The 22445-nt window shown below is 63.4% G+C and carries 19 protein-coding genes, 1 tRNA gene and 1 pseudogene; 9 read left to right on the forward strand and 12 right to left on the reverse strand.

Features of this window, described 5'->3' with window-relative positions; translation table 11 throughout:
* Positions 1-973: saccharopine dehydrogenase family protein (locus AC0L3O_RS11860; protein WP_473615649.1), on the reverse strand; the 973-nt coding region annotated here is incomplete at its 3' end.
* A gap of 126 nt (positions 974-1099) precedes the next feature.
* On the opposite strand from AC0L3O_RS11860, the gene AC0L3O_RS11865 reads away from it, so the two are divergent.
* Together AC0L3O_RS11865 and AC0L3O_RS11870 are read left to right on the forward strand one after the other, a co-directional pair.
* A complete protein-coding gene (locus AC0L3O_RS11865; protein WP_473615650.1) occupies positions 1100-1528 on the forward strand; it encodes an Lrp/AsnC family transcriptional regulator in 429 nt (142 codons plus the stop codon).
* A gap of 236 nt (positions 1529-1764) precedes the next feature.
* On the forward strand, positions 1765-2994 hold the full coding sequence (locus AC0L3O_RS11870; protein WP_473530395.1) for an amidohydrolase/deacetylase family metallohydrolase: 1230 nt from the start codon (positions 1765-1767) through the stop codon (positions 2992-2994).
* A gap of 175 nt (positions 2995-3169) precedes the next feature.
* Here the strand turns inward: AC0L3O_RS11870 and AC0L3O_RS11875 are convergent, their stop codons facing one another.
* The 7 genes from AC0L3O_RS11875 to AC0L3O_RS11905 form a co-directional block, all read right to left on the reverse strand.
* Positions 3170-4939, reverse strand: coding sequence for a flavin-containing monooxygenase (locus AC0L3O_RS11875; protein WP_473615652.1), 1770 nt, complete (start codon positions 4937-4939; stop codon positions 3170-3172).
* A 201-nt stretch (positions 4940-5140) separates the two neighbouring features.
* Positions 5141-6085: a MurR/RpiR family transcriptional regulator gene (locus AC0L3O_RS11880; protein ID WP_473530393.1), complete on the reverse strand. Its 945-nt coding sequence runs from the start codon at positions 6083-6085 to the stop codon at positions 5141-5143.
* A gap of 362 nt (positions 6086-6447) precedes the next feature.
* Positions 6448-8481 carry an aldo/keto reductase gene (locus AC0L3O_RS11885; RefSeq protein WP_473615653.1) on the reverse strand — a complete coding sequence of 678 codons (2034 nt, stop codon included), beginning with the start codon at positions 8479-8481 and terminating at the stop codon, positions 6448-6450.
* Between the two features lie 124 nt (positions 8482-8605).
* Entirely contained in the window at positions 8606-9691 is a 1086-nt protein-coding gene (locus tag AC0L3O_RS11890; RefSeq protein WP_473615654.1) for an ABC transporter ATP-binding protein, read from the reverse strand.
* A gap of 7 nt (positions 9692-9698) precedes the next feature.
* Complete coding sequence (locus AC0L3O_RS11895; protein ID WP_023802708.1) at positions 9699-10565, reverse strand: carbohydrate ABC transporter permease; 867 nt, start codon at positions 10563-10565, stop codon at positions 9699-9701.
* Positions 10562-11422, reverse strand: a complete 861-nt coding sequence (locus AC0L3O_RS11900; protein WP_023802709.1) for a carbohydrate ABC transporter permease — start codon at positions 11420-11422, stop codon at positions 10562-10564. Before AC0L3O_RS11900 ends, AC0L3O_RS11895 begins: the two co-directional genes overlap by 4 nt.
* A 189-nt stretch (positions 11423-11611) precedes the next feature.
* Entirely contained in the window at positions 11612-12883 is a 1272-nt protein-coding gene (locus AC0L3O_RS11905) for an ABC transporter substrate-binding protein (RefSeq protein WP_287377750.1), read from the reverse strand.
* 106 nt (positions 12884-12989) lie between these two features.
* On the opposite strand from AC0L3O_RS11905, the gene AC0L3O_RS11910 reads away from it, so the two are divergent.
* Positions 12990-13859 (forward strand): helix-turn-helix domain-containing protein, encoded by an 870-nt coding sequence (locus tag AC0L3O_RS11910; protein ID WP_473530389.1) that lies wholly within the window; start codon positions 12990-12992, stop codon positions 13857-13859.
* Positions 13860-14199: 340 nt separating this feature from the next.
* Here the strand turns inward: AC0L3O_RS11910 and AC0L3O_RS11915 are convergent, their stop codons facing one another.
* The 3 genes from AC0L3O_RS11915 to AC0L3O_RS11925 form a co-directional block, all read right to left on the reverse strand.
* Positions 14200-14346 carry a hypothetical protein gene (locus AC0L3O_RS11915; RefSeq protein ID WP_287256380.1) on the reverse strand — a complete coding sequence of 49 codons (147 nt, stop codon included), beginning with the start codon at positions 14344-14346 and terminating at the stop codon, positions 14200-14202.
* Positions 14347-15050: 704 nt separating this feature from the next.
* Entirely contained in the window at positions 15051-15911 is an 861-nt protein-coding gene (locus AC0L3O_RS11920; RefSeq protein ID WP_473615656.1) for a DUF2182 domain-containing protein, read from the reverse strand.
* Positions 15912-15919: 8 nt separating this feature from the next.
* On the reverse strand, positions 15920-16558 hold the full coding sequence (locus tag AC0L3O_RS11925) for a DUF1326 domain-containing protein (RefSeq protein WP_473615657.1): 639 nt from the start codon (positions 16556-16558) through the stop codon (positions 15920-15922).
* A 455-nt stretch (positions 16559-17013) separates the two neighbouring features.
* On the opposite strand from AC0L3O_RS11925, the pseudogene AC0L3O_RS11930 reads away from it, so the two are divergent.
* Together AC0L3O_RS11930 and AC0L3O_RS11935 are read left to right on the forward strand one after the other, a co-directional pair.
* A pseudogene (locus AC0L3O_RS11930) lies at positions 17014-17073 on the forward strand (twin-arginine translocation signal domain-containing protein); the annotation flags it as partial.
* 626 nt (positions 17074-17699) lie between these two features.
* Positions 17700-18983: a cystathionine gamma-synthase family protein gene (locus tag AC0L3O_RS11935; RefSeq protein WP_473615658.1), complete on the forward strand. Its 1284-nt coding sequence runs from the start codon at positions 17700-17702 to the stop codon at positions 18981-18983.
* A gap of 205 nt (positions 18984-19188) precedes the next feature.
* Here the strand turns inward: AC0L3O_RS11935 and AC0L3O_RS11940 are convergent.
* A tRNA-Gly gene (locus tag AC0L3O_RS11940) sits at positions 19189-19263 on the reverse strand.
* A gap of 249 nt (positions 19264-19512) precedes the next feature.
* Between AC0L3O_RS11940 and AC0L3O_RS11945 the strand changes: the two genes are divergently transcribed.
* The 4 genes from AC0L3O_RS11945 to AC0L3O_RS11960 all read left to right on the forward strand — a co-directional run bounded on the left by AC0L3O_RS11945 (position 19513) and on the right by AC0L3O_RS11960 (position 22444).
* The gene (locus AC0L3O_RS11945) at positions 19513-20010 is read left to right on the forward strand and encodes a prolyl-tRNA synthetase associated domain-containing protein (protein ID WP_023802712.1); all 498 of its coding nucleotides are present in this window, start codon (positions 19513-19515) and stop codon (positions 20008-20010) included.
* 92 nt (positions 20011-20102) lie between these two features.
* Positions 20103-21101 (forward strand): thioredoxin, encoded by a 999-nt coding sequence (gene trxA / locus AC0L3O_RS11950; protein ID WP_473615660.1) that lies wholly within the window; start codon positions 20103-20105, stop codon positions 21099-21101.
* Between the two features lie 165 nt (positions 21102-21266).
* Entirely contained in the window at positions 21267-21938 is a 672-nt protein-coding gene (locus AC0L3O_RS11955; RefSeq protein WP_128187761.1) for an LON peptidase substrate-binding domain-containing protein, read from the forward strand.
* Between the two features lie 266 nt (positions 21939-22204).
* Entirely contained in the window at positions 22205-22444 is a 240-nt protein-coding gene (locus AC0L3O_RS11960; protein ID WP_419695252.1) for a Trm112 family protein, read from the forward strand.
* Position 22445: the final 1 nt, after the last annotated feature.

Here is a 22445-nt window from a genome sequence, read left to right on the forward strand (position 1 = left end):
TGCCCCCCCCGGCGGTGTGGGGGGTGGGGGTTGTTTGTTGGTGGGGGGGGCGCTCGTGGCGGCGGCGGGGGTTGTTTTTTTTTTTGTGGGTTTTGTTGCCCTGCCGCGGGGGGGCGGGCGGGCGCCCCCTGACGGTGACGAAGACGATGACCACGTCCTGCAGCGTCGCCGGCAGGGCGCTCTCAAAAATGTCTTTCAGCAGGTCGCGGCGGTGGCGCAGGCCGAGATCGTTGAGCAACGCCTTCATGATCGCGGCGTGGCCGGGGTAGCGGATGGTACGATAGTTCAGCGTGCGCACCTTGCCCTTCAGGGTTTCGGCCAGCGTGCCGAGCCCGCCCGAGGTGTTGAACGCCTCGTAGGTGACGCCGTCGAGCGAGAATTCCTCGCGCTCCTCCAGCGGCGGTACCTCGATCAGTTCGCCTTCGACGATCGCCTCGCAAGGCTCGCAATATTCGTTGATGACGCCGTCCGTGCTCCAGGTCAGATTGTAGTTCAGCGCATTCGACGGGTATTGCGGCAGTGCGCCGACCCGCATGCGCACGCTCTCCAGCGTGTCGAAGCGGCTGGCGAGATCATTGGCGACGATCGAGATGAAGCCCGGCGCCAGCCCGCATTGCGGGATGAAGGCGCTGTCGGCGGTACGCGCCAATTGCCTGACGCGCCGGGTCGCGACGACGTCCTCGGTCAGGTCGAGATAATGCACACCGGCGCTGGCCGCCGCCTCGGCGATGCGCGTGGTCAGGTGGAAGGGCGCGGCGCTGAGCACCGCGAACTTGCCGGCCAGGGCCGCTTCGAGCGTGCCGGCGGCTTCGATGTCGAGTTCCAGCGTCTCGACCGTTTCAGGCAGTTCGGCCGCGCCGAGCTGTGCGGCCAAGCGGTCGACGAGGGTTATGTGATAGTCGCCGGTGGAAGCCAGCATCTCGGCGATGGTCGAGCCGATCTTGCCGGCGCCGACAATTATGATGTCCTTCATGACAGTCCCCTCGCCTTGCCTTTCACAGAGCGGACAGAATTCGCAGCTTGCCTGTCGAAAGGAAAGTGTTGAACTGTTCAAAACGAAGTGCCAAATTGGACAGTATGCCGATGAGGTTCGTCGAAAGTGCTTAGCAACGCGGAACAGGCCCTGCTCTCCCTGCTGCGCGCGAATGCGCGCGCCTCGACGGCCGAACTGGCGCGGCGGCTCGGCGTGTCGCGGACGACGGTGCAGAGCCGGATCGAGCGGCTGGAACAGCGCGGCATCATCACCGGCTATGGCGTCCGACTTTCACCCGACTACGAACAGGGACTGGTGCGGGCGCATGTCCTGCTCACCGTCACGCCCAAGCTTGCCGACAAGGTGGTGCGCAGCCTGCAGGCGCTGCCGCCGGTGCGGACGCTGCATTCGGTGAGCGGCAATTTCGACATGATCGTCGTCGTCGACGCGCCGTCGATCAAGAACCTCGACACGCTTCTCGATGAGATCGGCGCGATGGACGGGGTCGAGCGGACATCGTCGTCGATCATCCTGTCGACGCGGATCGACCGGTGAGTGCTGCCCGCGTTGGCGCGGCCCAGAAACGCTGGCGGGACAGCACCCCCCTCTGCCCTGCCGGGCATCTCCCCCTCAAGGGGGGAGATCGGCAATTTTTGGCGCTACGCTTACGCTTGCGACGCTCCTGTAATAAAGCAACATGAAGTCCGAAAAAATGTTGCTTTCTGACATGGCCTGTATGAGAATTGCGCGGACAGGCCGGTTGAACGAGAACAGACAGGAGCCGGACGCCGATGCAATTTGATCTCCTGCTGAAGGGCGGCCGCCTCATCGATCCGGCATCCGGCCTCGATGCGCAACGCGATCTGGCCATCGCCAACGGCCGCATCACCGCGATCGATCCCGACATTCCCTTCGAGCGCGCCGCGCGCGTCATCGATGCGACGGGGTCCATCGTCGCGCCCGGCCTCATCGACCTGCACAGCCACGTCTATTGGGGCGGCACCTCGCTTGGCGTCGATGCCGACCGCCTCGCTGCAAAAAGCGGCACCACAACCTTCATCGACGCCGGAAGCGCTGGCGCCGGCAACCTCCTCGGCTTTCGCCGCCACGTCATCGAGCGCTCGAAGCTCCGCATCCTGGCCTATGTCAACATTTCCTTTGCCGGCATTTTCGGCTTCTCGCAGACCGTTTCGGTTGGCGAGTGCAGTGATCTGCGGCTCTGCGAACCGCGCGAGACGGTGGCGGCGGTGCGCGAGCACGCAGACGTGGTCGTCGGCGTAAAAGTACGCTCGGGTCGCCATGCCGGCGGCAGCAGCGGCATCGCGCCGGTCGATCTGGCGCTCGAGGCTGCCGACCAGGCCGGCCTGCCGCTGATGGCGCATATCGACGAGCCGCCGCCAGGCCGTTCGGAAGTGCTGCCGCGGCTGCGCAAGGGCGACATCCTCACCCACTGCTTCCGGCCGTTTCCCAACGCGCCGGTCTTCGCCTCGGGCGCGGTCCGGCCCGACATGCGGCTGGCGCGCGAGCGCGGCGTCATCTTCGACATCGGCCACGGCATGGGCTCGTTCGATTTCTCGGTTGCCAGGGCGATGCTCAGCGAAGGGCTGGCGCCTGACGTGATCAGCAGCGACGTGCATCTCTACTGCGTCGACGGCCCCGCCTTCGACATTCTGGTCTGCATGTCGAAATTGATGGCGCTCGGCATGCCGCTGGTCGAGGTGCTGCGCGCGGCGACACAACGGCCGGCCGAGGCGATCGCAAGGCCCGAGCTTGGCACGCTTAAGGTCGGTGCCGTCGGCGACATCGCGGTGCTGCGGCTGCGTCCGGGCCGTTTTACCTTTGTCGACGCGGTCGGTGCCTCGCTGACCGCCGAGCAGAGACTGGTCTCGGACGGCATCGTGGTCGGCGGCACCTGGTGGCCGAACGAGGCGGCTAACGATTTTGGTGACACCGAGTGCTTCGAAGCGCATGCGCATGAGACACATGTCGATGTGGTGAGCCGGCATTTCGGGCGTGGGTGAAGGCTGGGCGGCTCTTCCTTCTCCCCTTGTGGGAGAAGGTGGCCGAGCGAAGCTCGGTCGGATGAGGGGTGCTCCAGAGAACACCAACGCCTCACTCCGTCCAACACCCCTCATTCGTCTTGGCGCTGCGCGCCAATCCACCTTCTCCCACAAGGGGAGAAGGAGAAGAGCGCTGCTACCCATAAACCGGTGTCGCCACGCCTTCCATCCGCGCCTTGATCTGCAGCGCCACATATTTCGAGTAAAAACGCGAGAGCGCCAGATTGCCGCCGTGGAACCATAGCGCTTCCTGCGCCGTCGGCTTCCACATGTTGCGCAATTCGCCTTGCCATGGTCCCGGGTCGCCTTTCACGCCCGAGCCAATCCCCCAGCACGGCCCGACCTCGTCGGCGACGTCGCGCGAGACGATCGCCGCCACGGTTTCGTTCATCGACTGATAGCCGGTGCAGGAGATAATCGCATCGGCCGCCAATTCGCTGCCGTCGTCGAACAGGATTCCGGTCGGCGTCAGCGACTTGATCTCGACACCGCTGCGGATGCCGATCGCGCCGTCGATGATCAGATCGGACGCGCCGACGTCGATATAGTAACCCGAGCCGGTGCGGTAGGCCTTCATCAGCAGCCCCGTCTCGTCGTCGCCGAAATCGATGGCGAATCCGGCGCCGCGCAAGCGGTCGTAGAAGGCCGCGTCGCGCGCCTTGATGATGTCGTACAGCGCCCGCTGGGTTTGCGGCAGCAGCGCGAACGGCGTCGAGGCGACGATCATGTCGGCCTTCTCGGTGGTGATGCCGCGGGCCAGCGCCTTTTCCGAAAAGATCTCGAAGCCGACCTCCATCAGCGTGTCTGACTTCACCACCGTCGTCGGCGAGCGCTGGATCATGGTCACCGCAGCGCCGCTCTCCCAGAGGTCGACGGCGACATCGTGCCCCGAGCTTGCCGCGCCAATGACCGCGACGCGCCTGCCGCGGAATTTCTCGCCGCTAAAATACTGGCTGGAATGCAGGATCTCGCCCTGGAACGCAGCGGCGCCCGGCAGGTCGATCTGCCGCGGCGGGCCATAGGCGCCGGTTGCGAAGACGATGTGCTTTGGCATCAGCGTGATGCGCTCGCCGGCGCGGTCGACCTCGACCGTCCAGATTTTTTTGGCTTCGTCGTAGGACGCGCTGATGCATTCTGTGGAGGTCCAGTAATTGAGCTCCATGACGCGCGTGTACATTTCCAGCCAGTCGCCCATCTTGTCCTTGGGCGTGAACACCGGCCAGTTTTCCGGAAACGGGATGTAGGGCAGATGGTCGTACCAGACCGGATCGTGCAGCACGAGCGAGCGATAGCGGTTGCGCCAGGAATCGCCGGCCTGCGCATTCTTCTCGATGACGATGGCCGGCACGCCGAGTTGCCGCAGCCGCGCGCCCAGCATGATGCCGCCCTGGCCGCCGCCGATGACCAGGCAATAGGGCTGCTCAATGGCACCAAGATCACGCCCCTCGCGCGCCCTCGCCTCGGCCCAGGTCTCGCGGTCCGGGTCGGCCTTGTGGCGGACACCCAGCGGCCGCGCCGGTCCCTTGCGCTCCTCAAAACCCGTGAGGTCGCTCATCGCCGTGAACAGCGTCCGGCATCTGCCGTCCTGCAGGCGCATGATGCCTTGGCCCCAGGCCGACGACATCTCGAAGCTGAACCAGGCCTCTATCATGCCTTCGTGCGAGCTTGCCTCGCCAGTGAGCTGCCAGGCGGTCGGCTTGGTCGCCGCCAGAGTGGCATCCAGCATGTCGCGGATCGCCGCGCGGCCTTCCATCGTCTTGATGTTCCAGGTGAAGGTCAGCAGGTCACGCCAGTAGCAATCCTCGACGAACAGATCGGTCGCGGCCGCGGCGTCGCCCGCCTCGAGGGCGCGGGAGAGAGAGGAAAGCCAACTGGCCGCCTGTTTTGAGGGTGCCATGTCGAGCATTTTTTTCTCCTTCGAGTCGGCGAATCCGGATTGGGTCGTCAATTGTCGGACTCGGCGCTGCCCCTCATCCGCCTGCCGGCACCTTCTCCCCGTGAACAACGGGGAGAAGGGACAAGCTCCAGCGCTGGCGACCCCCTCTCCCCGTTTTTCACGGGGAGAGGGCAAGGGTGAGGGGCAGCGCAAACGCCCCTTAACCAGGCCTCAATCTCCCAGCGGCTCCATCTCCTTGCCCGTCCTGTGGATCTGGGCGTTGTATTTGATGCGGCGGACGGTTTCGCGGGCCGAGCCGTCGAGCTTGTAGGCGGCCGCCACCGCCATCAGGTCGATCGCGGCCAGAAAGGCGAAGCGCGAGGCGGTCGGCTTCAGCGTGTCGGGATATTCGGGCACCGCCACCGTCAGCCTGACGTCGCAGGCGCGGGCAAGCTCGGTGTCGGGCGCGGTCACGCCGATCGCATTGGCGCGGTAATGCTTGGCCAGCTCGACGGCCTCGATCACTTCGCGGGTGCGTCCGGTCGCCGAAATGGCGATCACCAGGTCGCCGGGCTTCAGGGTCGAGGCGGTCATCCGCATCAGATAGGGGTCGCATTGGGCGACGACGGTGATGCCGTAGCGGAACAGCCGGTACTGGGTTTCCTGCGCCAGCGCCGACGAGCTGCCGCCGAGGCCGAACACCGTGACCTGGCGCGCCTTGGCGATGAGCTCGGCGGCCTTCACCAGCTGCGCCGGATCAAGCTGCCGTTCGGCTTCCTGCAGCGCCCGGCGTGCCTCGCCGAATACGGCATTCCAGAACGGCATGCCATTGTCGCCGCTCACTGGCGGCAGCTTGCTCAGATAGAGCGCGCCGACGACCAGGCTCTGCGCCAGCTTCAGCTTGAAATCGCGCACCCCCTCGCAACCGATGGCGCGGCAGAACCGGGTCACCGTGGGTTCGCTGACCTGGGCGCGCTGGGCGAGCACGGCATTGGAGGCCTCGACCGCGAATTTGACGTCGTCGAGCACGACATCGGCGACGCGCCGCTCCGCCGGGCGCAATTCACCGTAAGAGTCCTTCACCAGCGAAATGATGTCGGGGATGCGCCTGACATGATCGCGTCCATCGGCTTCGTCGCCCGAGGTCGGCCGTCCTTGGCCGTCTGCTTCGGTCATGACTCATCCCTGCCGTTCGTGGAACTCGACCTCTACCATGTTTGCGCCGGCAGTTTGCGAAGTATGTAGGAAAGAAACAAGCTTTTCAAGAAATAGAAAAGCTAATTTAAACTACACCGTAGTCGCGGTGCAAACGATCCCGATGATTAGAGCCGTGGTCGCCGTTCGATCGCAAGTCGGAGAGTTACAGGACGCGCTTCCCCTTCTCCCCTTGTGGGAGAAGGTGTCGCCGAAGGCGACGGATGAGGGGTGCTCCAGCTTGGCACTGACGCACTCCGTCCAGCACCCCTCATCCGTCTCGGCGCTGCGCGCCGATCCACCTTCTCCCACAAGGGGAGAAGGAAAGGGCAGCGATGCCCCCCTCAGCCCGTGCGTCGATGCTGATCCGATCCGCCATCCAGCCACGCAATGTCGTCGGGCGAAAGCGCAATGTCGAGCGCCTGCAGGCTGTCCTCCAGTTCGTCGAGCGTGCGTGGTCCGATCAGCGGGACGGACGGGAACGGCTGGGCCAGGACGTAGGCGAGCGCGACATGGATCGGGCTCTTGCCCAGCCTGTTGGCGAGCTCGATCGCCCGGTCGCGACGGCCGAAATTTTTCTCCGAGTACCAGACCCGGACCAGCTCTTCATTGTCACGCTGGTCGCGCCCGGCGCGGCCGGTGAAGAAACCCCTTCCCTGGCTCGACCAGGCGAAATTGGGCATCTGCCGGGCGGTCAGCCAGGCCTTCCATTCGTCGCTGGACGAGGTGACGCAACCCGGCCAGATCGGCACCAGCATCTCGGCCAGCGAAAAATTGTTCGAAAGCGCGCCAGGCTTCTGCTTGCCGGTCCGCTCGGCATAGGCAATCGCCTCGTCCATGCGTTCCCTCGTCCAGTTCGAGCCGCCGAACGGACCGCGGATGCGGCCAGCCCTGACCTCCCGGTCCATCGCATCGACGAATTCCTCGACCGGCACGTCGGGATCGTCGCGGTGCATGAAATAGACGTCGACATGATCGGTCTGCAGCCGGTCGAGCGACTGGGTGAGCTGCTTGCCGATCACATCGGGATAGCAGAGCGGGGTGTGCGCGCCCTTGCCGATGACTACCGCTTGCTCACGCACGCCGCGGTTTTTCAGCCATTGGCCGAGCAGCGTTTCGGTGTAGCCGCTGCCGTAGATGAAGGCGGTGTCGAAGACGTTGCCGCCGGCTTCGAAATAGGCATCGAGCAGGATCATGCCGGAGGAGAAGGTGCGAAAATCCTCGAAGCCGAGCGCCAGGCACGAGGCCGGCCGCGGCAGGCCCGGAATTTCGCGCTTCGCAATGATGGTGCCGCCGGAGCGCAGCCGCCGGCCAGAAATGGTGTCGACGCGTTTTTCGGGTTTTTCGATCTCGTATTCGAGCCCGATGGCGGCGCGCCATTTGTCGAGCACACGCAGATTGCCGAGACTGTCGGCCCAGCCCATGCCCGGCCAGGCAAACTCCTGCTTTCCGGCCAGGATCGCCTCGCCGGCGGCGTCGACCTCGAAAGCGTAGAGCCAGCGGTCTTCCCTGACCTCGACCACCTCCTCACCGCCTGAACGGATGATGCGGATCTTGCCGGTGCCGCCTTCCCTGCCGCTCGCATACCAGAAATCCGCGACCTCAATGCGGCCTTTGGTACCAAGGATGCGCAGGACATTGTCCTGGGCGAGCGAGATCCCGCAGGAGACTTCGGCGACGATGCCGTTGGGAAAATGCAGCAGCGCCGAAGCCCATTCGTCGACGCCGGACTGGCCGAGATGCGCCGCACCCGCGACCTTGTCCGGCTCGGCGAAAGGCTTTCCCGATGCGGCCCCGGCAATCAGCCGCGCCATCGAAACGGGGTAGCCGCCGACGTCGAGAATGCCGCCGCCGGCGAGATCGTTGGCATAAAGCCGGTGCTCCGGCATGAAGCCAGGCATGGCGAAGCCGAAGCTCGATTTCACCATGCGCACCTCGCCGATCGCGCCGGACCTGACGAGGTCGACCAGCTTTGCCGTCTGCGGATGCAGCCGGTACATGAAGGCCTCGCCGAGAAAGGTGCCGGCCCTGCGCGCTGCATGGATCATCGCGTCGGCCTCGAAAGCGGTGAGCCCCATCGGCTTTTCGCAAAGCACATGTTTTCCGGCCTCGGCCGCCCTGATCGCCCATTCGGCGTGGCTGGGATGCGGCGTCGAAATGTAGACTGCGTCGACGTCCGGATCGGTGAGCAGAGCCTCGTAGCCGTCGAGGATGCGGGCACCGGGGAAGTTTTCATTAAGGCCCGATTTGCCGGGATTGCGCGCACCAATGGCGACCAATGTGCCGGTGCGCGAATGGGCGACGCCGCCGGCAAAGGCCTTGGCGATGGTGCCGGGCCCGAGAATGCCCCAGCGGATTTTTTGTGGTTCGGACGTCATTCCTGGATCTCCTTGGGGTCGCCTCGGCGTCGCGAGTTGGTGAAAGAAAAATTGCGTGTCTTGGTGTGCATGGCGTTGTCCCAAACCGCTGCGCGGTTCACGCCCGAGGGCATGCTTTTCGGCACTAGCGAATGCGAGCACCTGACTTGTCGAAGAGGAGCGACCGGCCGGCCTTGATCGACACCACCATGTGGTCGCCAGTCGCCCGCTGCCGCGATGCCTCGCGCTCGATGATCAGTTCCTCTGGTCCGGCATTGGCATAGACGTAGCTCACCGATCCGAGGTGCTCGGCGACATCGGCCTTGACGGCGATGTCGCAATCGCCTTCGCCGGCCTCGAAGAAATGCTCCGGCCGCACACCGAGCACGACCTCGGCGCCGACCGCAGGCGGGGCGCCCGACAGCGGTTTCTGCAGCCGAGCGCCGCCATGGTTGGCGAGTTCGAGGAGCGTTGCATTGCCGTCGTTGCCGACCACTTGTGCCGCCAGAAAATTCATCTTCGGCGAGCCGACGAAACCGGCGACGAAGCGGTTGGCGGGGTCGTCATAGAGATCGAGCGGCGCGCCGATCTGCTCGATATTGCCGGCGTTGAGCACGACAATCCTGTCGGCCAGCGTCATCGCTTCGGTCTGGTCGTGTGTCACATAGATCATGGTGACGCCGAGCTCCTTGTGCAGGCGCGAGATCTCGACCCGCATCTGCACCCTGAGCTCGGCGTCGAGATTGCTCAGCGGCTCGTCGAACAGGAACACTTGCGGCTCGCGCACGATGGCGCGGCCGATGGCGACGCGCTGGCGCTGGCCGCCCGACAATTGCCGCGGGCGCCGCTTCATCAGCTCGGCGATGCGCAGGATCTCGGCGGCCCGCTTCACCCGCCGCTCGGTGTCAGCTTTCGGGTTGCCGTTCATTCTCAGCCCGAAGCTCAGATTCTGCTCGACGCTCATATGCGGATAGAGCGCGTAGGACTGGAACACCATGGCGATGCCGCGGTCCGCCGGCTCGACATCGTTCACTAGCTTGCCGCCGATGGCGATCTCGCCGCCGCTGATGTCCTCGAGCCCCGCGATCATCCTGAGCAGCGTGGACTTGCCGCAGCCGGAGGGGCCGACGAAGACGACGAATTCGCCGTCCTCGACGTCGATGTTCGCGCCGTGAACGATCTCGAAGACGCCGAAGCGCTTGACGACATTTTTGAGTGTGACCGCTGCCATGCTGATCCTATTTGATGGCGCCGGCGGCAATGCCGGCGACGAAATGGCGCTGCAAGAGCACGAACACGACGAGCATCGGCACGGTGAGCATCACGGCGCCCGCCATGATGCCGCCCCACGACACTTTGGTGAGGCCGATCAGCGTGCCGAGCGCCACCGGCGCCGTCATCGCGCCGGGCTTGGAATTGATCAGCAGCGGCCAAAGATAATTGTTCCAGGAGGCAAGGAACAGGATGATGGCGAGCGCCGCCAGCATCGGCCGCGCCAGCGGCAGCGCTACGAACAGGAAGATCCGCCATTCCTTGACCCCCTCGACGCGTGCGGCGTCGAACAGATCGCCCGGCATCATCGAGAAGCTCTGCCGCATGAACAGCACGCCGAGCGAATTGAACAGCGGCGGCACGATCAGCGCCACCCAGGTGTTGGCGAGCTTGAAGTCGCGCGCCACCATGATGAATTGCGGGATCAGCACGACAGCATAGGGCAGCGTGATGGTGCCGAGGATGATCGCGACGACGACGCCCTTGCCGAAGAACTGGTAGCGCGCCAGCGCCCAGCCGGCCATCGAGGTGAGCAGCACCGACAGGAATGTATAGGTCACCGCCACCGAGACGGAGATGCCGATGGCGCCGATGAAATTGGTGTCGCGCTGCAGGTTGTTGACGTTGTCGAGGAAGCTGCCATGCGGCAAAAGCTCGATGCTGGGGCTGAAAATGCCCCTGTCGGGCATGGTCGAGAAGATCACCATCATCCACAGCGGAAACAGCCAGATCAGCGCCAGCGGCGTCAGGAAGAGATGCAGCGCGATGCTGCGTCCCAATCTGGAGGAGGAGCGGCTGGAGGAGGAACGGCTCGAAGCGGAACGTGAGCTCATTTCGGCTCCCTCGTCAGCCACAGTTGCACCAGCGAGATGGCGATCGCCAGCCCGGCCATGGTGTAGGCGATGGCCGAGGCGTAGCCGAAATTGAGCGACCTGAAACCCTGGCGGTAAAGCAGCAGCCCGAGCGTTTCGGTGCCGCCGCCCGGCCCGCCGCGCTCGGTGATCAGGAACGGTTCGGTGAACAGCTGCATGGTGCCGATGATCGACAGCACGGCGCAGAACACGATGATCGGCTTGAGCAGCGGCAGGGTGATGTAGAAGAACTGCTTGAGCTTGCTGACGCGGTCCAGCGTCGCCGCCTCATAGACATCCTGGGGGATGGACTGCAAGCCGGCGAGCAGGATGATGGCGTTGTAGCCGGCCCAGCGCCAGGTCACCGCGATCATGATCACCGCCATCGCCGGGGTGACGTTGGAAAACCAGTCGATACGCGGCAGGCCGACGCTGTTCAGCAGCTTGTTGATGATGCCGTAGTCGAGATTGAACATCAGCCGGAACACCGCCGAATAGGCGACTTCGCCGACCACGACCGGGGCGAAAAAGGCGAAGCGGAACAGGCCACGGGCCTTGAGCAGCGGCGAATTGAGCAGCACCGCCATGACGATCGCCAAAGTGATCATCACCGGCACCTGGATGACGAGGATGAGCAAAGTGTTCTTCAAGGCGTTGAAGAATGCCGGGTCGCCGATCAGCCGGCCCCAGTTGAAGGTCGGCGCGAACCGCCACGGCACGGTGCGCGTCGCCTGGAAGGAGATCAGGAAGGAGTTGATGATCGGCCACAGCCAGAAGATCGAGAAGATCAGCAGATAGGGCGCCAGGAAGCGGTACGCCGTGGCGTTCTGATAGCGCATCGTTGCCTCCTTCGCTTCCCGTTTCTAGGTTTACCGGCCTGCCTTGCCTTCTCCCCTTGTGGGAGAAGGTGGATTGGCGCGCAGCGCCAAGACGGATGAGGGGTGCTGGACGGAATGAGACGTTGGTGTTCCCTGGAACACCCCTCATCCGACCTCGCTTCGCGAGGGGAGAAGGGGGTCGCGTTCAGATCACTCTTCGACCGGCAGGCCGGTCGCCGAGGCGATCTGGCTTGCGGCATCGTCGAGCGCCGCCTTGGCGTCGGGGTAGCCGCCGCCGAGATATTTGGTCTGCACTGCGCGGACGATGATTTCCGCGTCGCTCTGGAACGGCGTGCCGCGGCTGGGGACGACTTTCGGCAAGGTGCCAAGAATGTCCTTCCACACCGCCTGGCCGCCCCAATAGGGCTGGCCTTCGGAGACATAGGGGTCGTCGAGCGCCGAGATCAGCGACGGCACCAGGCCAAAACCCTTCAGCATCGCTATCTGGCCCTCATTGGTCGCGAGCGAATATTTCAGGTAGGCGTAGGCGGCTTCCTTGTTGTTCGACACCGAGGTGATGGCGAGCGAGGAACCGCCGAGATTGGCGGCGCGCGGGCCGTCGGCGGTGAGGCTCGGCATCAGGTAGACGCCCCATTTGCCGCTGCCGTCGGGCGACTCGGTGCGTATGGTGCCCTCGTACCAGCCGCCATACATCTGGCTGGCGACCTTGTCGGCGGTGTTGTTGGTGATCTTGGTGCCCCAATCGGCCGAGGTGATGATGCCGGCGTCCTTCATCTCCTTGATCTTGGTCATCGACGCCACGCAGCCCGGCTGGTTGACGGTGATCGACTGCCCGTCGGCGGCGAAATAGGCGCAGCCCTGTTCGTTGGCGATCATGCGGAAGAATTCGGAGTCGCCGTTGAAATCGGCGTTGGTCATGGTCACGCCGGGATTGGCCTCCTGGATCTTCTTGCCGGCGGCAATGAAATCGTCCCAGGTCTTGATCGAGGTCGGGTCGACGCCGGCCTTCTCATAGAAGTCGCGGCGATAGTACATCGCTACCGGGCCGGAATCCCACGGCATCGCATAGGCCTTGTCTTCCACTTCGAGCTCGGTGCGCTTGAAATCGGGGAATTTTGCCTGGTCTTCGGCGGTATAGCCGAGCGTATGGAGGTCGACGAAGCAGTCCGGGAACTGGCTCCAGTAGTTCTCGGCCTCACCGTTCTCGATCGTCACGATGTCCGGCAGCCCCTCTCCGCCGGCGGCGCAGCCGGCAATCGACTTGTCATAGGTCGGCTGGTTGCCGAGATCCTGGACCGTGACCTTGATGTCAGGGAACTGCTTGTTAAAACCTTCTATGGTGGCCTTCAGCGACGAAGCGGCGACGTTCCAGCTCCAGATCGTGATTTCGCCGGATTGCGCAAAGGCCGGGGCTGAGCCCAGGGCAAGCGCGAACGCGGCGCAGGTCAGTGTGATGCGCATTGAAATCCTCCCATTTCATTTGCTCTCTCTTCGCGAGCATGGCTAGACTAGGCGCTGGCGAAGGCTTGTCCGCGACAAAGGGAATAAAGAATGGGCGGAAAGTAAGATGCCGGAAAGGCCGTTTTACCAGCCCGGCGCCAGCAGCGTGGAGGGTCTGCCGCTGCTGCTGCAGATGTTTCACACCCAGCCCCTGGTGATGCTGAAGCCGCATTGGCATGCCCAGGTCGAGGTGAATTTCATCGTCCGCGGCGCCGTGCACTACCGCATGGACGAGCACGAGATCGCGCTTTCGGCCGGCGACATGTGCCTGTTCTGGGGCGGCCTGCCGCACCAGATGGACGATGCGTCGGACGATGCCGTCTATGCCGGCGCGCATCTGCCGCTGGTGCACTTCTTCCGGCTGCACCTGCCCGCCGACGTCCGCAACCGGCTGATGACCGGCGCGACATTGGTGACCAATGCCACCGACCGGTCCGACAGCGACAATTTCGAGCGCTGGAACCGCTACGTCCGCTCGGGCGATGCGGGCAAGGCCGAGCACGCCGTCAACGAACTCTTGCTGCGGCTGGAGCGGGTGCGCTTCGAACCCTACCGGCTGGTACCCGAAACGCCGATCGAGCAGGAAGCAGGCAGCCCCTTCGACCAGCAATCGCTGCGCAATGTCGGGCGCATGTGCGACTTCATCGCCGAGAATTTCCTCTACGACATCGACTGCGTCGACATCGCGGCGGCGGCCGACATCCATCCCAAATACGCCATGAGCGTTTTCAAGAAGTCGACCGGCATGACGCTCAACGAGTATGTCAATTTGTTGCGGCTCAGCTACGCCCAGGCGCTGCTGATGCACCAGGACGCCAACGTGCTGCGCGTCGCCATGGACTCCGGCTTCGGCTCTCTCAGCGCCTTCAACAAGTCATTCCGCAAGCTGGCCGGCATGTCGCCGTCGGATTTTCGCAAAGGCGCGGGCGCCAGATAGTCGATGCACAGGGCATGGCGGTCGATGCCGGCGCGCGCTCGATCAGGAACATCGCTTGTATTGTAATTTGCACTACGGTCAGCCAACTTTTCTGGCAGGAGATGCACATGGCCACCAACGCCAGTTGAGCGCCCACGCAAAAACGCACCACCGGCCGAAGCCGGTGGTGCTCTCTGGATCAGTCTGTAGGGGCAGGACCGTCCAGGGATCCCTTAGGATCTGGCTCAAATGTCGGCTTTTCCTTGATCCGGGGCATCGGCCGAACAGATGAAGGAGCCCGCCAGCTGGGCAAGAATCTCGATGGTACGTGCGCCACCGCGCAGCGGACGGATTTGCAATTCTATTCGGCAGCGTCGGGAATTTCGGAGGTGTCGTCGGAAGACTCTACCGGATCATCCGCGGCCGTTCTTGCCAGGAACTTGTCCAAGGCTGCCTGCAAGGACAGGGTGGCCTGCGGCGAGGCCGGCGTCGTCGAAACGACAGCCATTGCATGAGCAATTCCCCGAGTGGACTTATCCCTGGCCGCCGCAGACGTTGCGGCTCCGTGTCCCTGCGATCCGGCCGCGGCCGAGTTGCCGCCGTTGCCGTTGCTTGCGCCGTTACCCTTTCCGCCGCCATTGCCGCCGGGTCCGGCGAGGACTGGAGACGCGACAAGGGCGAGAGCAGCGACGGCTGCGAACAGACTGGTTCGAGTTTTCATAATTCCTCCTTCGAGCCGCCCTCCCGCCAGGATGATTCCGGACTATGATATGAGGACTCTCTAATATGATGGTCCACTACTTAGGCAGTTTGGTTTAAATACACTCGTCCGCAAGGGACCTTGGTCCAAAATTGAAAAGCAAAAGTCCTAACTCTATTGGGGGTATGCCGAGCGGCGAACAAAGCGCCTGCAGGCCACAACGCAGCCGGCAAGCGATAAGCTCGCTCCGTCTGCTGGGTGATGCCGTCCAGCCCAAAAAACGAAAAAGCCGCGGCGAACCGCGGCTTTTCGATGCTTGATTCCCTTAGAGACCAAGGTTGGGGTCGAGCGTTCGAATCGCTTCACCATCTCCAGTGGCTATGGTTTGGCGGAAGCCGGAAATAACGGCGCTGCTGCGATACAAAGAGGTTACAAGCGCTCGCCTTCCTTCTGACGAACCCGTCACCCAGCCCACTGTGGGCGCGGTTTGGCGAGAATGGAAGCGAAAGCCGCTAGCCGCCCATCCAAGGCATCTCGATCGCCCCGAACGACACAACGATTCCGAGGGCTATTAGCGCAATGCCCAAAGCACCTTCGAAGCGGCGGCCACGCTGCATCAGCTTCTCGACGAAGACGACCAGCGTCAAAAGCAGCATCCAGGCGACGCTCATGACGCCCGCCGCGACCAGCACAGCAAACAGCGCCCAGCAGCAGCCGAAGCAATAGAGCCCGTGGCGCAGCCCCATCTCGAGCGCGCCAACCCGCCCGTCGCGCCAGCGCTGCGCAACGAAAGCGAGCGGCGAACGGCAATGGCTGAGGCAAATGTGCTTGAGGGTCGTGAATTGGTAGAGTCCGGCGACGCCAAGCGTGACACCGAGCGCGAGCGGCGCCCATTTCGAACGCTGAGGCGGATCGAGGCTCGTCGCGAACTCGCTGCCGAACTGGACCAGGACATACACGAGAAGGCCCGCCGCCGCCCAGACGAGCATATAGCCCGCGACGAACATCCATGTCGGGACGGCCACGTGCTGTTCGTGCCTAGCCTGCGCCGCCGCGAACATAAAGATCATGGGCGCCGCGGCCGGCAGCATCATAGCCGCCATCATCACAGTCCATACAGCGAGAAATGCGGCGGCGCCGGCGAGTGACCAGCCGTCGGCGGCAATTCCGGCCATCGCCATGCCGGCCATGCCTTCCATACCCTCCATCCCGCCGCGCACCGCAATGCCCATGGGCATATCCATGCTGAAGGTCTGGTAGAGGGTGAGCGCCCACGCCGCTGCTGTCAGCACGACGAGCGATGCGAGAAGGCCGAGCGGCATGCCACGCAAATTCCAGAGCCGCCACGATTTCCTGGGGAACGCGTCAGGCATCGGCACGCCTAATTCGGGCCGGTCCAGTCGAACGGAATGTGCTTGCTCGAGCGGGCCGTGCCCGTCCAGTCGAGCCCGAAGCCTTTGGTGCTCACCTCGACAGAACGCCCCCAGGTGGCAACCTGGCCCGGGCCGACCTCCGAGCCCGGCGGGTTGATCGTCTGCACCCGCTTGCCGGGTGGTGTTGTGGGACCGGAAAGCGCTTCCGCGCGCCCGACGACGAGGCCAGGAATCTCGACCCGCCAGGTGGCGAGGTCGCCCGCCACCTCGAAAGTAATCGGCACGAACTCCATGCCACGCATCTCGCCGATATTGGCGGCAAAGCCCGCCGGCCAGCCGCCGGCCTGGCCGCCGAAGATCGCCTGCAGGGCTTCGCGCTGCCGCTCGTTCGCCTTCTCGTCGAGGTACATGCCCATCACGGCCTTTGCCTCGCCGGCCCACAGATTGCCTTCGAACTCGCCGAGCGCCACCAGCGTCAGTCCGTCGAGCTTCACGTCGCCATACTGACCCTCGCGCACATGCCAGGCGAGCACGCCCTGGCAGTGATTGCCGGTCGGCCGCTGGGCGAACTCACAAGGGCAAGGGATGTCGCAGCTGCAGATGTCGAACCAGTCGCCTGCAAGCCGCCATTTAGGCACTGCATTCATGGCACTTCCTCCCCGAAATTTAGGGCAATTATACGTCGAAGGCTGGGGGCACTCCAGTAGTTCGTGCGTCGCTCGCTGATTTCCCCTCCGCTGGTTCCGGAAGCCCGGCCTTGCGATTGCGTGGCACGGTTCTTGCTTCCACAGCTTCAGACATGCCGGGCGCGAAGACCCTGTTCCACATCGATACCGGCGTGTGAGGTTGGGACAATGATGTCGCGTAAGCTTCTGTTCGGCCTTCCCGCAGTGTTCTTGGCCGCCGCCGTGGGGGTAGCCCTCTGGTCGTCAGTCACCTCATGGGAATTTCTGACTGCGACCCAATCCGATTCGGTCTTTTGTTCAAGCGGTCCATCACCCGAGACCGTATCGGCGTCGGCGTCAGCGTCACGGACTTTGCCACCATGTCCGCTGGGCGTCACAAGGTCATAGGGAGCGCCTCGATGGTCGCGAGACTGTGGATGTGGTCGCGTAGAGCATTCCTGAAAGATGCGGCCGCCAGCGGTACGTCCGCGGTCGGCGGAAAAGCCGTCGTAGCGCAGACAAGAATCGGAAACGAACAGTCTCCCGCGGCGGAGTCTTGCGGTTATAGGAATCGGCTAAGAGTGCGCCCAGGGAGAGATTGGGTCATGGAACGTTGGGTTTTGATCACTCGGTTGGCATCAGCCTTTCGCGAATTCGTTGTCCCGCGCTATCGGCCAGAGCTCTACTATATGCGCGGGCCCGGGCCGGCCTCCGCGCGCCGCCAGAACCCGCGCTGAAGGCCGGCCTTCATCCGTCCTGATCTCTTGCAACGTCGCATGGTGCAGCAACCACGCGCCTAGCCTAGCGGACCGTGCACTACGTCTTCCGGCTTGGCGCCCAGGCACTCGGCTCGCCCATTTCTGGTCCGGTCGGTCCGGTATGTTTCCTATTCTCCTACTATCTGCGCCACTATCGGTCTTTGACTGCTGTTCGCGCTTAGAATTGGAAAGAGATCGGACCGACCGGACCGTTTTCGAGTCCAAAAAAGACAGCATCCTCGGGCGCGAGCGTACCATCGCATGCCGGATCCGTCTGATGACCAATGGAACCGTGTGGATTAGCAAGAGACTGGGGTTGTTTCTTCCTCTAATTTTGGTCTGAACAACCTGATCGGAGGATCGTCATGACCGCCCCACGTCCGTCCAAGACGCATATCGGAAATCATCGGCTGCATCCGGAAACGTTGATGCTGAGCTACGGCTTCGACCCTCAGCTGTCGGAAGGTGCGGTCAAGCCGCCGGTGTTCCTCACCTCGACCTTCGTGTTCCGATCTGCCGAAGAGGGGCGCGATTTCTTCGATTTCGTATCCGGCCGCAAGGAACCGCCGAGCGGAACCGGAGCCGGGCTGGTCTATTCCCGTTTCAATCATCCCAACAGCGAAATCGTCGAGGATCGCCTGGCAATCTACGAAGGGGCCGAGGCCTGCATCCTGTTCTCGTCAGGCATGTCGGCCATCGCCACCACCCTGCTTGCCTTTGCCCGTCCGGGTGACGCCATCGTGCATTCGCAACCGCTTTATGGCGGTACTGAAACTTTGCTGGCCAAGACCCTGGCCAATTTTGGCGTCGGCGCTGTGGGTTTCGCCGATGGTGTCGATGAATCAGCCATTCGCGCGGCGGCCGATGAAGGTTGCAGGAATCGTCGCGTATCGGTCATCTTCATCGAGACGCCTTCCAACCCGACCAACTCGTTGGTCGATTTCATGGCCGTCGGCCGCATCGCCGACGAGATCGCCGCCAAACAGGGCGAGCGGCCGGTCGTTGTGTGCGACAATACTTTGCTCGGACCGGTGTTTCAGAATCCGCTTGACCACGGCGTCGACGTTTCCGTCTATTCCCTGACCAAATATGTCGGTGGTCATTCCGATCTGATCGCTGGCGCGGCACTTGGCAGCAAGGCCGTCACAAAATCGATCAAGGCGCTCAGGGGGGCGATCGGCACGCAGCTCGATCCGCACTCGTGCTGGATGCTCGGCCGCTCGCTGGAAACGCTTAGCATTCGCATGCAGAAAGCCAACGCCAATGCCCGCATCGTCGCCGAATTCCTGGCCGACCACCCGAAGGTCGCAAGGGTGGCATATCTGCCGTTCCTCGGCGACGACACTCCGGCCGCAGGCGTATTCAGGACGCAATGCACGGGCGCCGGATCGACATTTTCGTTCGATATTCGCGGTGGTCAGGCCGCGGCGTTCGCGTTTCTCAATGCCCTTCAGATATTGAAACTTGCCGTCAGCCTTGGCGGCACGGAATCGCTGGCTAGCCATCCTGCCGCCATGACCCATTCGGGCGTGCCCAAGGACGTTCGGGAACGGATCGGCGTTCTTGAGTCGACAATAAGGCTGTCGATCGGCGTCGAGCACCCCGACGACCTTGTTGCCGATATCACCCAGGCGCTGGCCCTTGCCTGAAAAAATCCCATGACATCTGTTGGGCGGACTGGCGTCCATCTCGTCGCGATTGCCGCGTCCAAGAGTCACCCTGACGCCACCCCCGGGACTGCGCGGTGACCACGGCCTTTTCCCAGGCTTGAAGTAGCTGCGATTTCAACCGCCCCAAAACGAAAAAGCCGCGGCGGACCGCGGCTTTTCGATGCTTGATTCCCTTAGAGGAAACTGGAGCGGGTGAAGCGATTCGAACGCTCGACCCCAACCTTGGCAAGGTTGTGCTCTACCCCTGAGCTACACCCGCTCGCGCGGCTTTTGGGCCGCAAGCCGAGCCTATATGGCTGAAGGGCGCGGCGATTGCAACAGGGAAATCGCAGGTTTTTTGGCCGCACCCGGCGACGTAAACGAGCCTTCCCCAGCGCGGACAGGAACGCAATCGGCAGCCTTGCTGCGCAACGGTCTTGTCTCGGCCGCGTCATTGGCCGTAAACGGCATGATCCAAACCGCGACAACAAGCCAAACCGCAACAACAGAAGGTCCGACAAGAAACGACATGCCGAAAACCGAAGCCGAGCTTTTCGCCTTTCTCGCCGATCTCGGGATCGAGGTCTCGACCCTGCGCCATCCGCCGCTGTTCACGGTCGCCGATTCGCAGGCGCTGCGCGGGGAAATCGCCGGCGGGCACACCAAGAACCTGTTCCTCAAGGACAGGAAGGACAATTTCTTCCTGGTCAGCGTCGATGAGGAGGCGGTGGTCGATCTCAAGCAGATCCACCAAATCATCGGCGCCGCCGGGCGCGTGTCCTTCGGCAAGCCGGAGATGCTGATGGAGCTTCTCGGCGTCGTTCCGGGGGCGGTCACCGTGTTCGGCTTGATCAACGATACGCAGTTACGGGTCAAGGTCGTTCTCGACCACGAGTTGATGCGCCATGCCGTCATCAACGCCCATCCGCTGACCAACGAGGCAACGACATCGATCGCCGCCGCCGACCTGGTCAAATTCGTCGAGGCAACCGGGCATGATGCTGTTATCTTGAAAGTCACGGCATGATCGCCACATGGATGACGATAAACCGACTTCTGAGTGAGAATTAAGGATGTTGCGCCGGGCTGGCGGCCGGGCGGCGACCGAAAGGGCACGAGATGAGCGACAACAATCAATTTGGCGGCCCGTTTGGCAGCAATGCCGGACAGTATGCCACCACTGTGCAGTATGGCGGCACTGACGCCACCCCCGCGAAAGTCGCGCTTGGCGACCCGCCTGTCGCTGCCGACGTCATCAAGGAGACGACGACCGCCACATTTGCCGCCGACGTCATCCAGGAATCGCGACGTCAGCCGGTGCTGGTCGATTTCTGGGCGCCATGGTGCGGGCCCTGCAAGCAACTGACGCCGCTGCTGGAAAAGGCGGTCACCGCCGCCGGCGGCAAGGTCAAGCTGGTCAAGATGAACATCGACGACCATCCTTCGATCGCCGGACAGCTCGGCATCCAGTCGATACCGGCAGTCATCGCATTCAAGGACGGCCAGCCGGTCGACGGCTTCATGGGGGCCATTCCCGAGAGCCAGATCGCCGCCTTCATCCAGAAGGTCGGCGGCAAGGGCAATGGTGCGCCGCAGGTGGCCGAGGCGCTTGCCGCGGCCGCGGAGGCGCGCGCCGCCGGCGATGTGCATACCGCGGCGGACATTTTCGACGCGATCCTGGAACAGGCGCCGGAGACGATCGAAGCGATTGCCGGGCTGGGCGATCTGCTGTTCGAGGCCGGCGATGCCGAGGGTGCCGAAGCCGTGCTGGCGCGGGCGCCGGAAGCAAAAAAGGATGCGCCGCCGCTCGCCGCGGTGCGCGCCAAGATGGCGCTCGCCGCGCAGGCACAAGCACTTGGCAATCCGGCCGAGCTCGAGCGCCGCCTGGCTGAGAACCCCGGGGATCATCAGGCACGTTTCGAGCTTGCCATGATCCAGAACGCCAACGGCGAGCGCATGGCCGCAGCCGACAATCTGCTGGCGATCGTCAAAGCCGATCGCTCGTGGAACGACGACGGCGCCAAGACGCAGTTGCTGCAGTTCTTCGAGGCCTGGGGCATGACCGACGAGGCAACGCTGGCGGCACGGCGCAAATTGTCGTCGCTGCTGTTTTCCTGAGCCCGCCTCAAGCTGTTTTTGCCTGATGGCCTTGCGGTCGACAATGGCTGCGCCAGATTAGGAGGCCTGACCGATCCGTTCTTCGCCTGGTGACGATTTTGGGTCAGGTTGCGAAGGGATGGGCGGGCTTGATGCGCTTCTTGAGGGAGCGAGCGGAGGTTTGAAGTGCAGGCGGGAAACGCGCATTACCGGCTCGATACGGATTTGCCGCCGACGGTGCCGATCTTCCCGCTTGAAGGCGCCTTGCTGCTGCCGGGCGGCCGCATGCCGCTCAACATTTTCGAGCCGCGCTATCTGGAGATGGTCGATGAGGCGATCGCCGGATCGCGGCTGATCGGCGTCATACAGCCCAGCCTCGACGGCGCGCGGCGTCCCGACGGCGAGCCGGCGCTTTGCAATGTCGGCTGCGCCGGCCGTATCATCGCGCTTTCCGAGAGCGGCGACGGCCGCTACCTGATTTCGCTGCAAGGTGTGTGCCGGTTCCGCATCGTGCAGGAGCTTGTGGTCAAGACGCCCTTCCGCCAGTGCCGGTTTGCACCCTTTCTCACCGATCTCGACGAAGATCAAGCCGAGGCCGAGATCGACCGGCCGGCGCTGCTCAAGGCATTTCGCGCCTATTTGCAGGCCAACGATCTTGAAGCCGACTGGGAAAGCGTCAGCCGCGCCGAAAACGCCATGCTGGTCAATGCGCTGTCGATGATGGCGCCCTACGGGCCGGCCGAGAAACAGGCGCTGCTCGAAGCGGCGGACCTGAAGACACGCGCCGAAACGCTGATCGCCATCACCGAAATGGCGCTGGCACGCGAAAACGAGGATTTCGGCTCGAGTTTGCAGTAGGCAAAGTAAAAGGAACGCAGGGACTAAGCCAATTGCGGAAGTCGGCGCCGCCCCTCATCGCCCTGCCGGGCACTTCTCCCCGTATAGGGACGGGGAGAAGGGGCTGTCGGCAGCCTTGGCGGACGTTCTGCAACGCGGGTGATTGGCGAAACCATCGATGAGAGCGTCCCTCTCCCCGTCACTATACGGGGAGAGGGATGCCGGCAGGCAGGTGAGGGGCAGCGTCAACGCACGAAGACTGAGGACGAACGAGAGGACTGGCAAAAATGGTGGATGGGCGTGAGGGAAAGAAGGCCAATGTCGACCCCAAGCTGCTGGAATTGCTGGCCTGCCCGCTGACCAAGGGTCCGCTTAGCTGGGATCCGGAGCGCAGCGAGCTCATCTCGAGGGTCGCACGGCTTGCCTATCCGGTGCGTGACGGCATCCCGATCATGCTGCCTTCTGAGGCGCGCTCGCTCCCCTTCGACGACGGATTGCCGCCATCGCGGTTGGGTGGGCCGTCCTGAA

It is taken from the genome of Mesorhizobium sp. WSM4810, from assembly GCF_055811235.1.

Excerpts from the sequence above, each read along its gene's own strand:
- AC0L3O_RS11870 (WP_473530395.1), top strand. The coding sequence starts at position 1,765 with ATGCAATTTGATCTCCTGCTGAAGGGCGGCCGCCTCATCGATCCGGCA.
- AC0L3O_RS11875 (WP_473615652.1), bottom strand. The coding sequence starts at position 4,939 with ATGCTCGACATGGCACCCTCAAAACAGGCGGCCAGTTGGCTTTCCTCT.
- AC0L3O_RS11880 (WP_473530393.1), bottom strand. The coding sequence starts at position 6,085 with ATGACCGAAGCAGACGGCCAAGGACGGCCGACCTCGGGCGACGAAGCC.
- AC0L3O_RS11885 (WP_473615653.1), bottom strand. The coding sequence starts at position 8,481 with ATGACGTCCGAACCACAAAAAATCCGCTGGGGCATTCTCGGGCCCGGC.
- AC0L3O_RS11890 (WP_473615654.1), bottom strand. The coding sequence starts at position 9,691 with ATGGCAGCGGTCACACTCAAAAATGTCGTCAAGCGCTTCGGCGTCTTC.
- AC0L3O_RS11895 (WP_023802708.1), bottom strand. The coding sequence starts at position 10,565 with ATGAGCTCACGTTCCGCTTCGAGCCGTTCCTCCTCCAGCCGCTCCTCC.
- AC0L3O_RS11900 (WP_023802709.1), bottom strand. The coding sequence starts at position 11,422 with ATGCGCTATCAGAACGCCACGGCGTACCGCTTCCTGGCGCCCTATCTG.
- AC0L3O_RS11905 (WP_287377750.1), bottom strand. The coding sequence starts at position 12,883 with ATGCGCATCACACTGACCTGCGCCGCGTTCGCGCTTGCCCTGGGCTCA.
- AC0L3O_RS11910 (WP_473530389.1), top strand. The coding sequence starts at position 12,990 with ATGCCGGAAAGGCCGTTTTACCAGCCCGGCGCCAGCAGCGTGGAGGGT.
- AC0L3O_RS11915 (WP_287256380.1), bottom strand. The coding sequence starts at position 14,346 with ATGGCTGTCGTTTCGACGACGCCGGCCTCGCCGCAGGCCACCCTGTCC.
- AC0L3O_RS11920 (WP_473615656.1), bottom strand. The coding sequence starts at position 15,911 with ATGCCTGACGCGTTCCCCAGGAAATCGTGGCGGCTCTGGAATTTGCGT.
- AC0L3O_RS11925 (WP_473615657.1), bottom strand. The coding sequence starts at position 16,558 with ATGAATGCAGTGCCTAAATGGCGGCTTGCAGGCGACTGGTTCGACATC.
- AC0L3O_RS11935 (WP_473615658.1), top strand. The coding sequence starts at position 17,700 with ATGACCGCCCCACGTCCGTCCAAGACGCATATCGGAAATCATCGGCTG.
- AC0L3O_RS11945 (WP_023802712.1), top strand. The coding sequence starts at position 19,513 with ATGCCGAAAACCGAAGCCGAGCTTTTCGCCTTTCTCGCCGATCTCGGG.
- trxA (WP_473615660.1), top strand. The coding sequence starts at position 20,103 with ATGAGCGACAACAATCAATTTGGCGGCCCGTTTGGCAGCAATGCCGGA.
- AC0L3O_RS11960 (WP_419695252.1), top strand. The coding sequence starts at position 22,205 with ATGGTGGATGGGCGTGAGGGAAAGAAGGCCAATGTCGACCCCAAGCTG.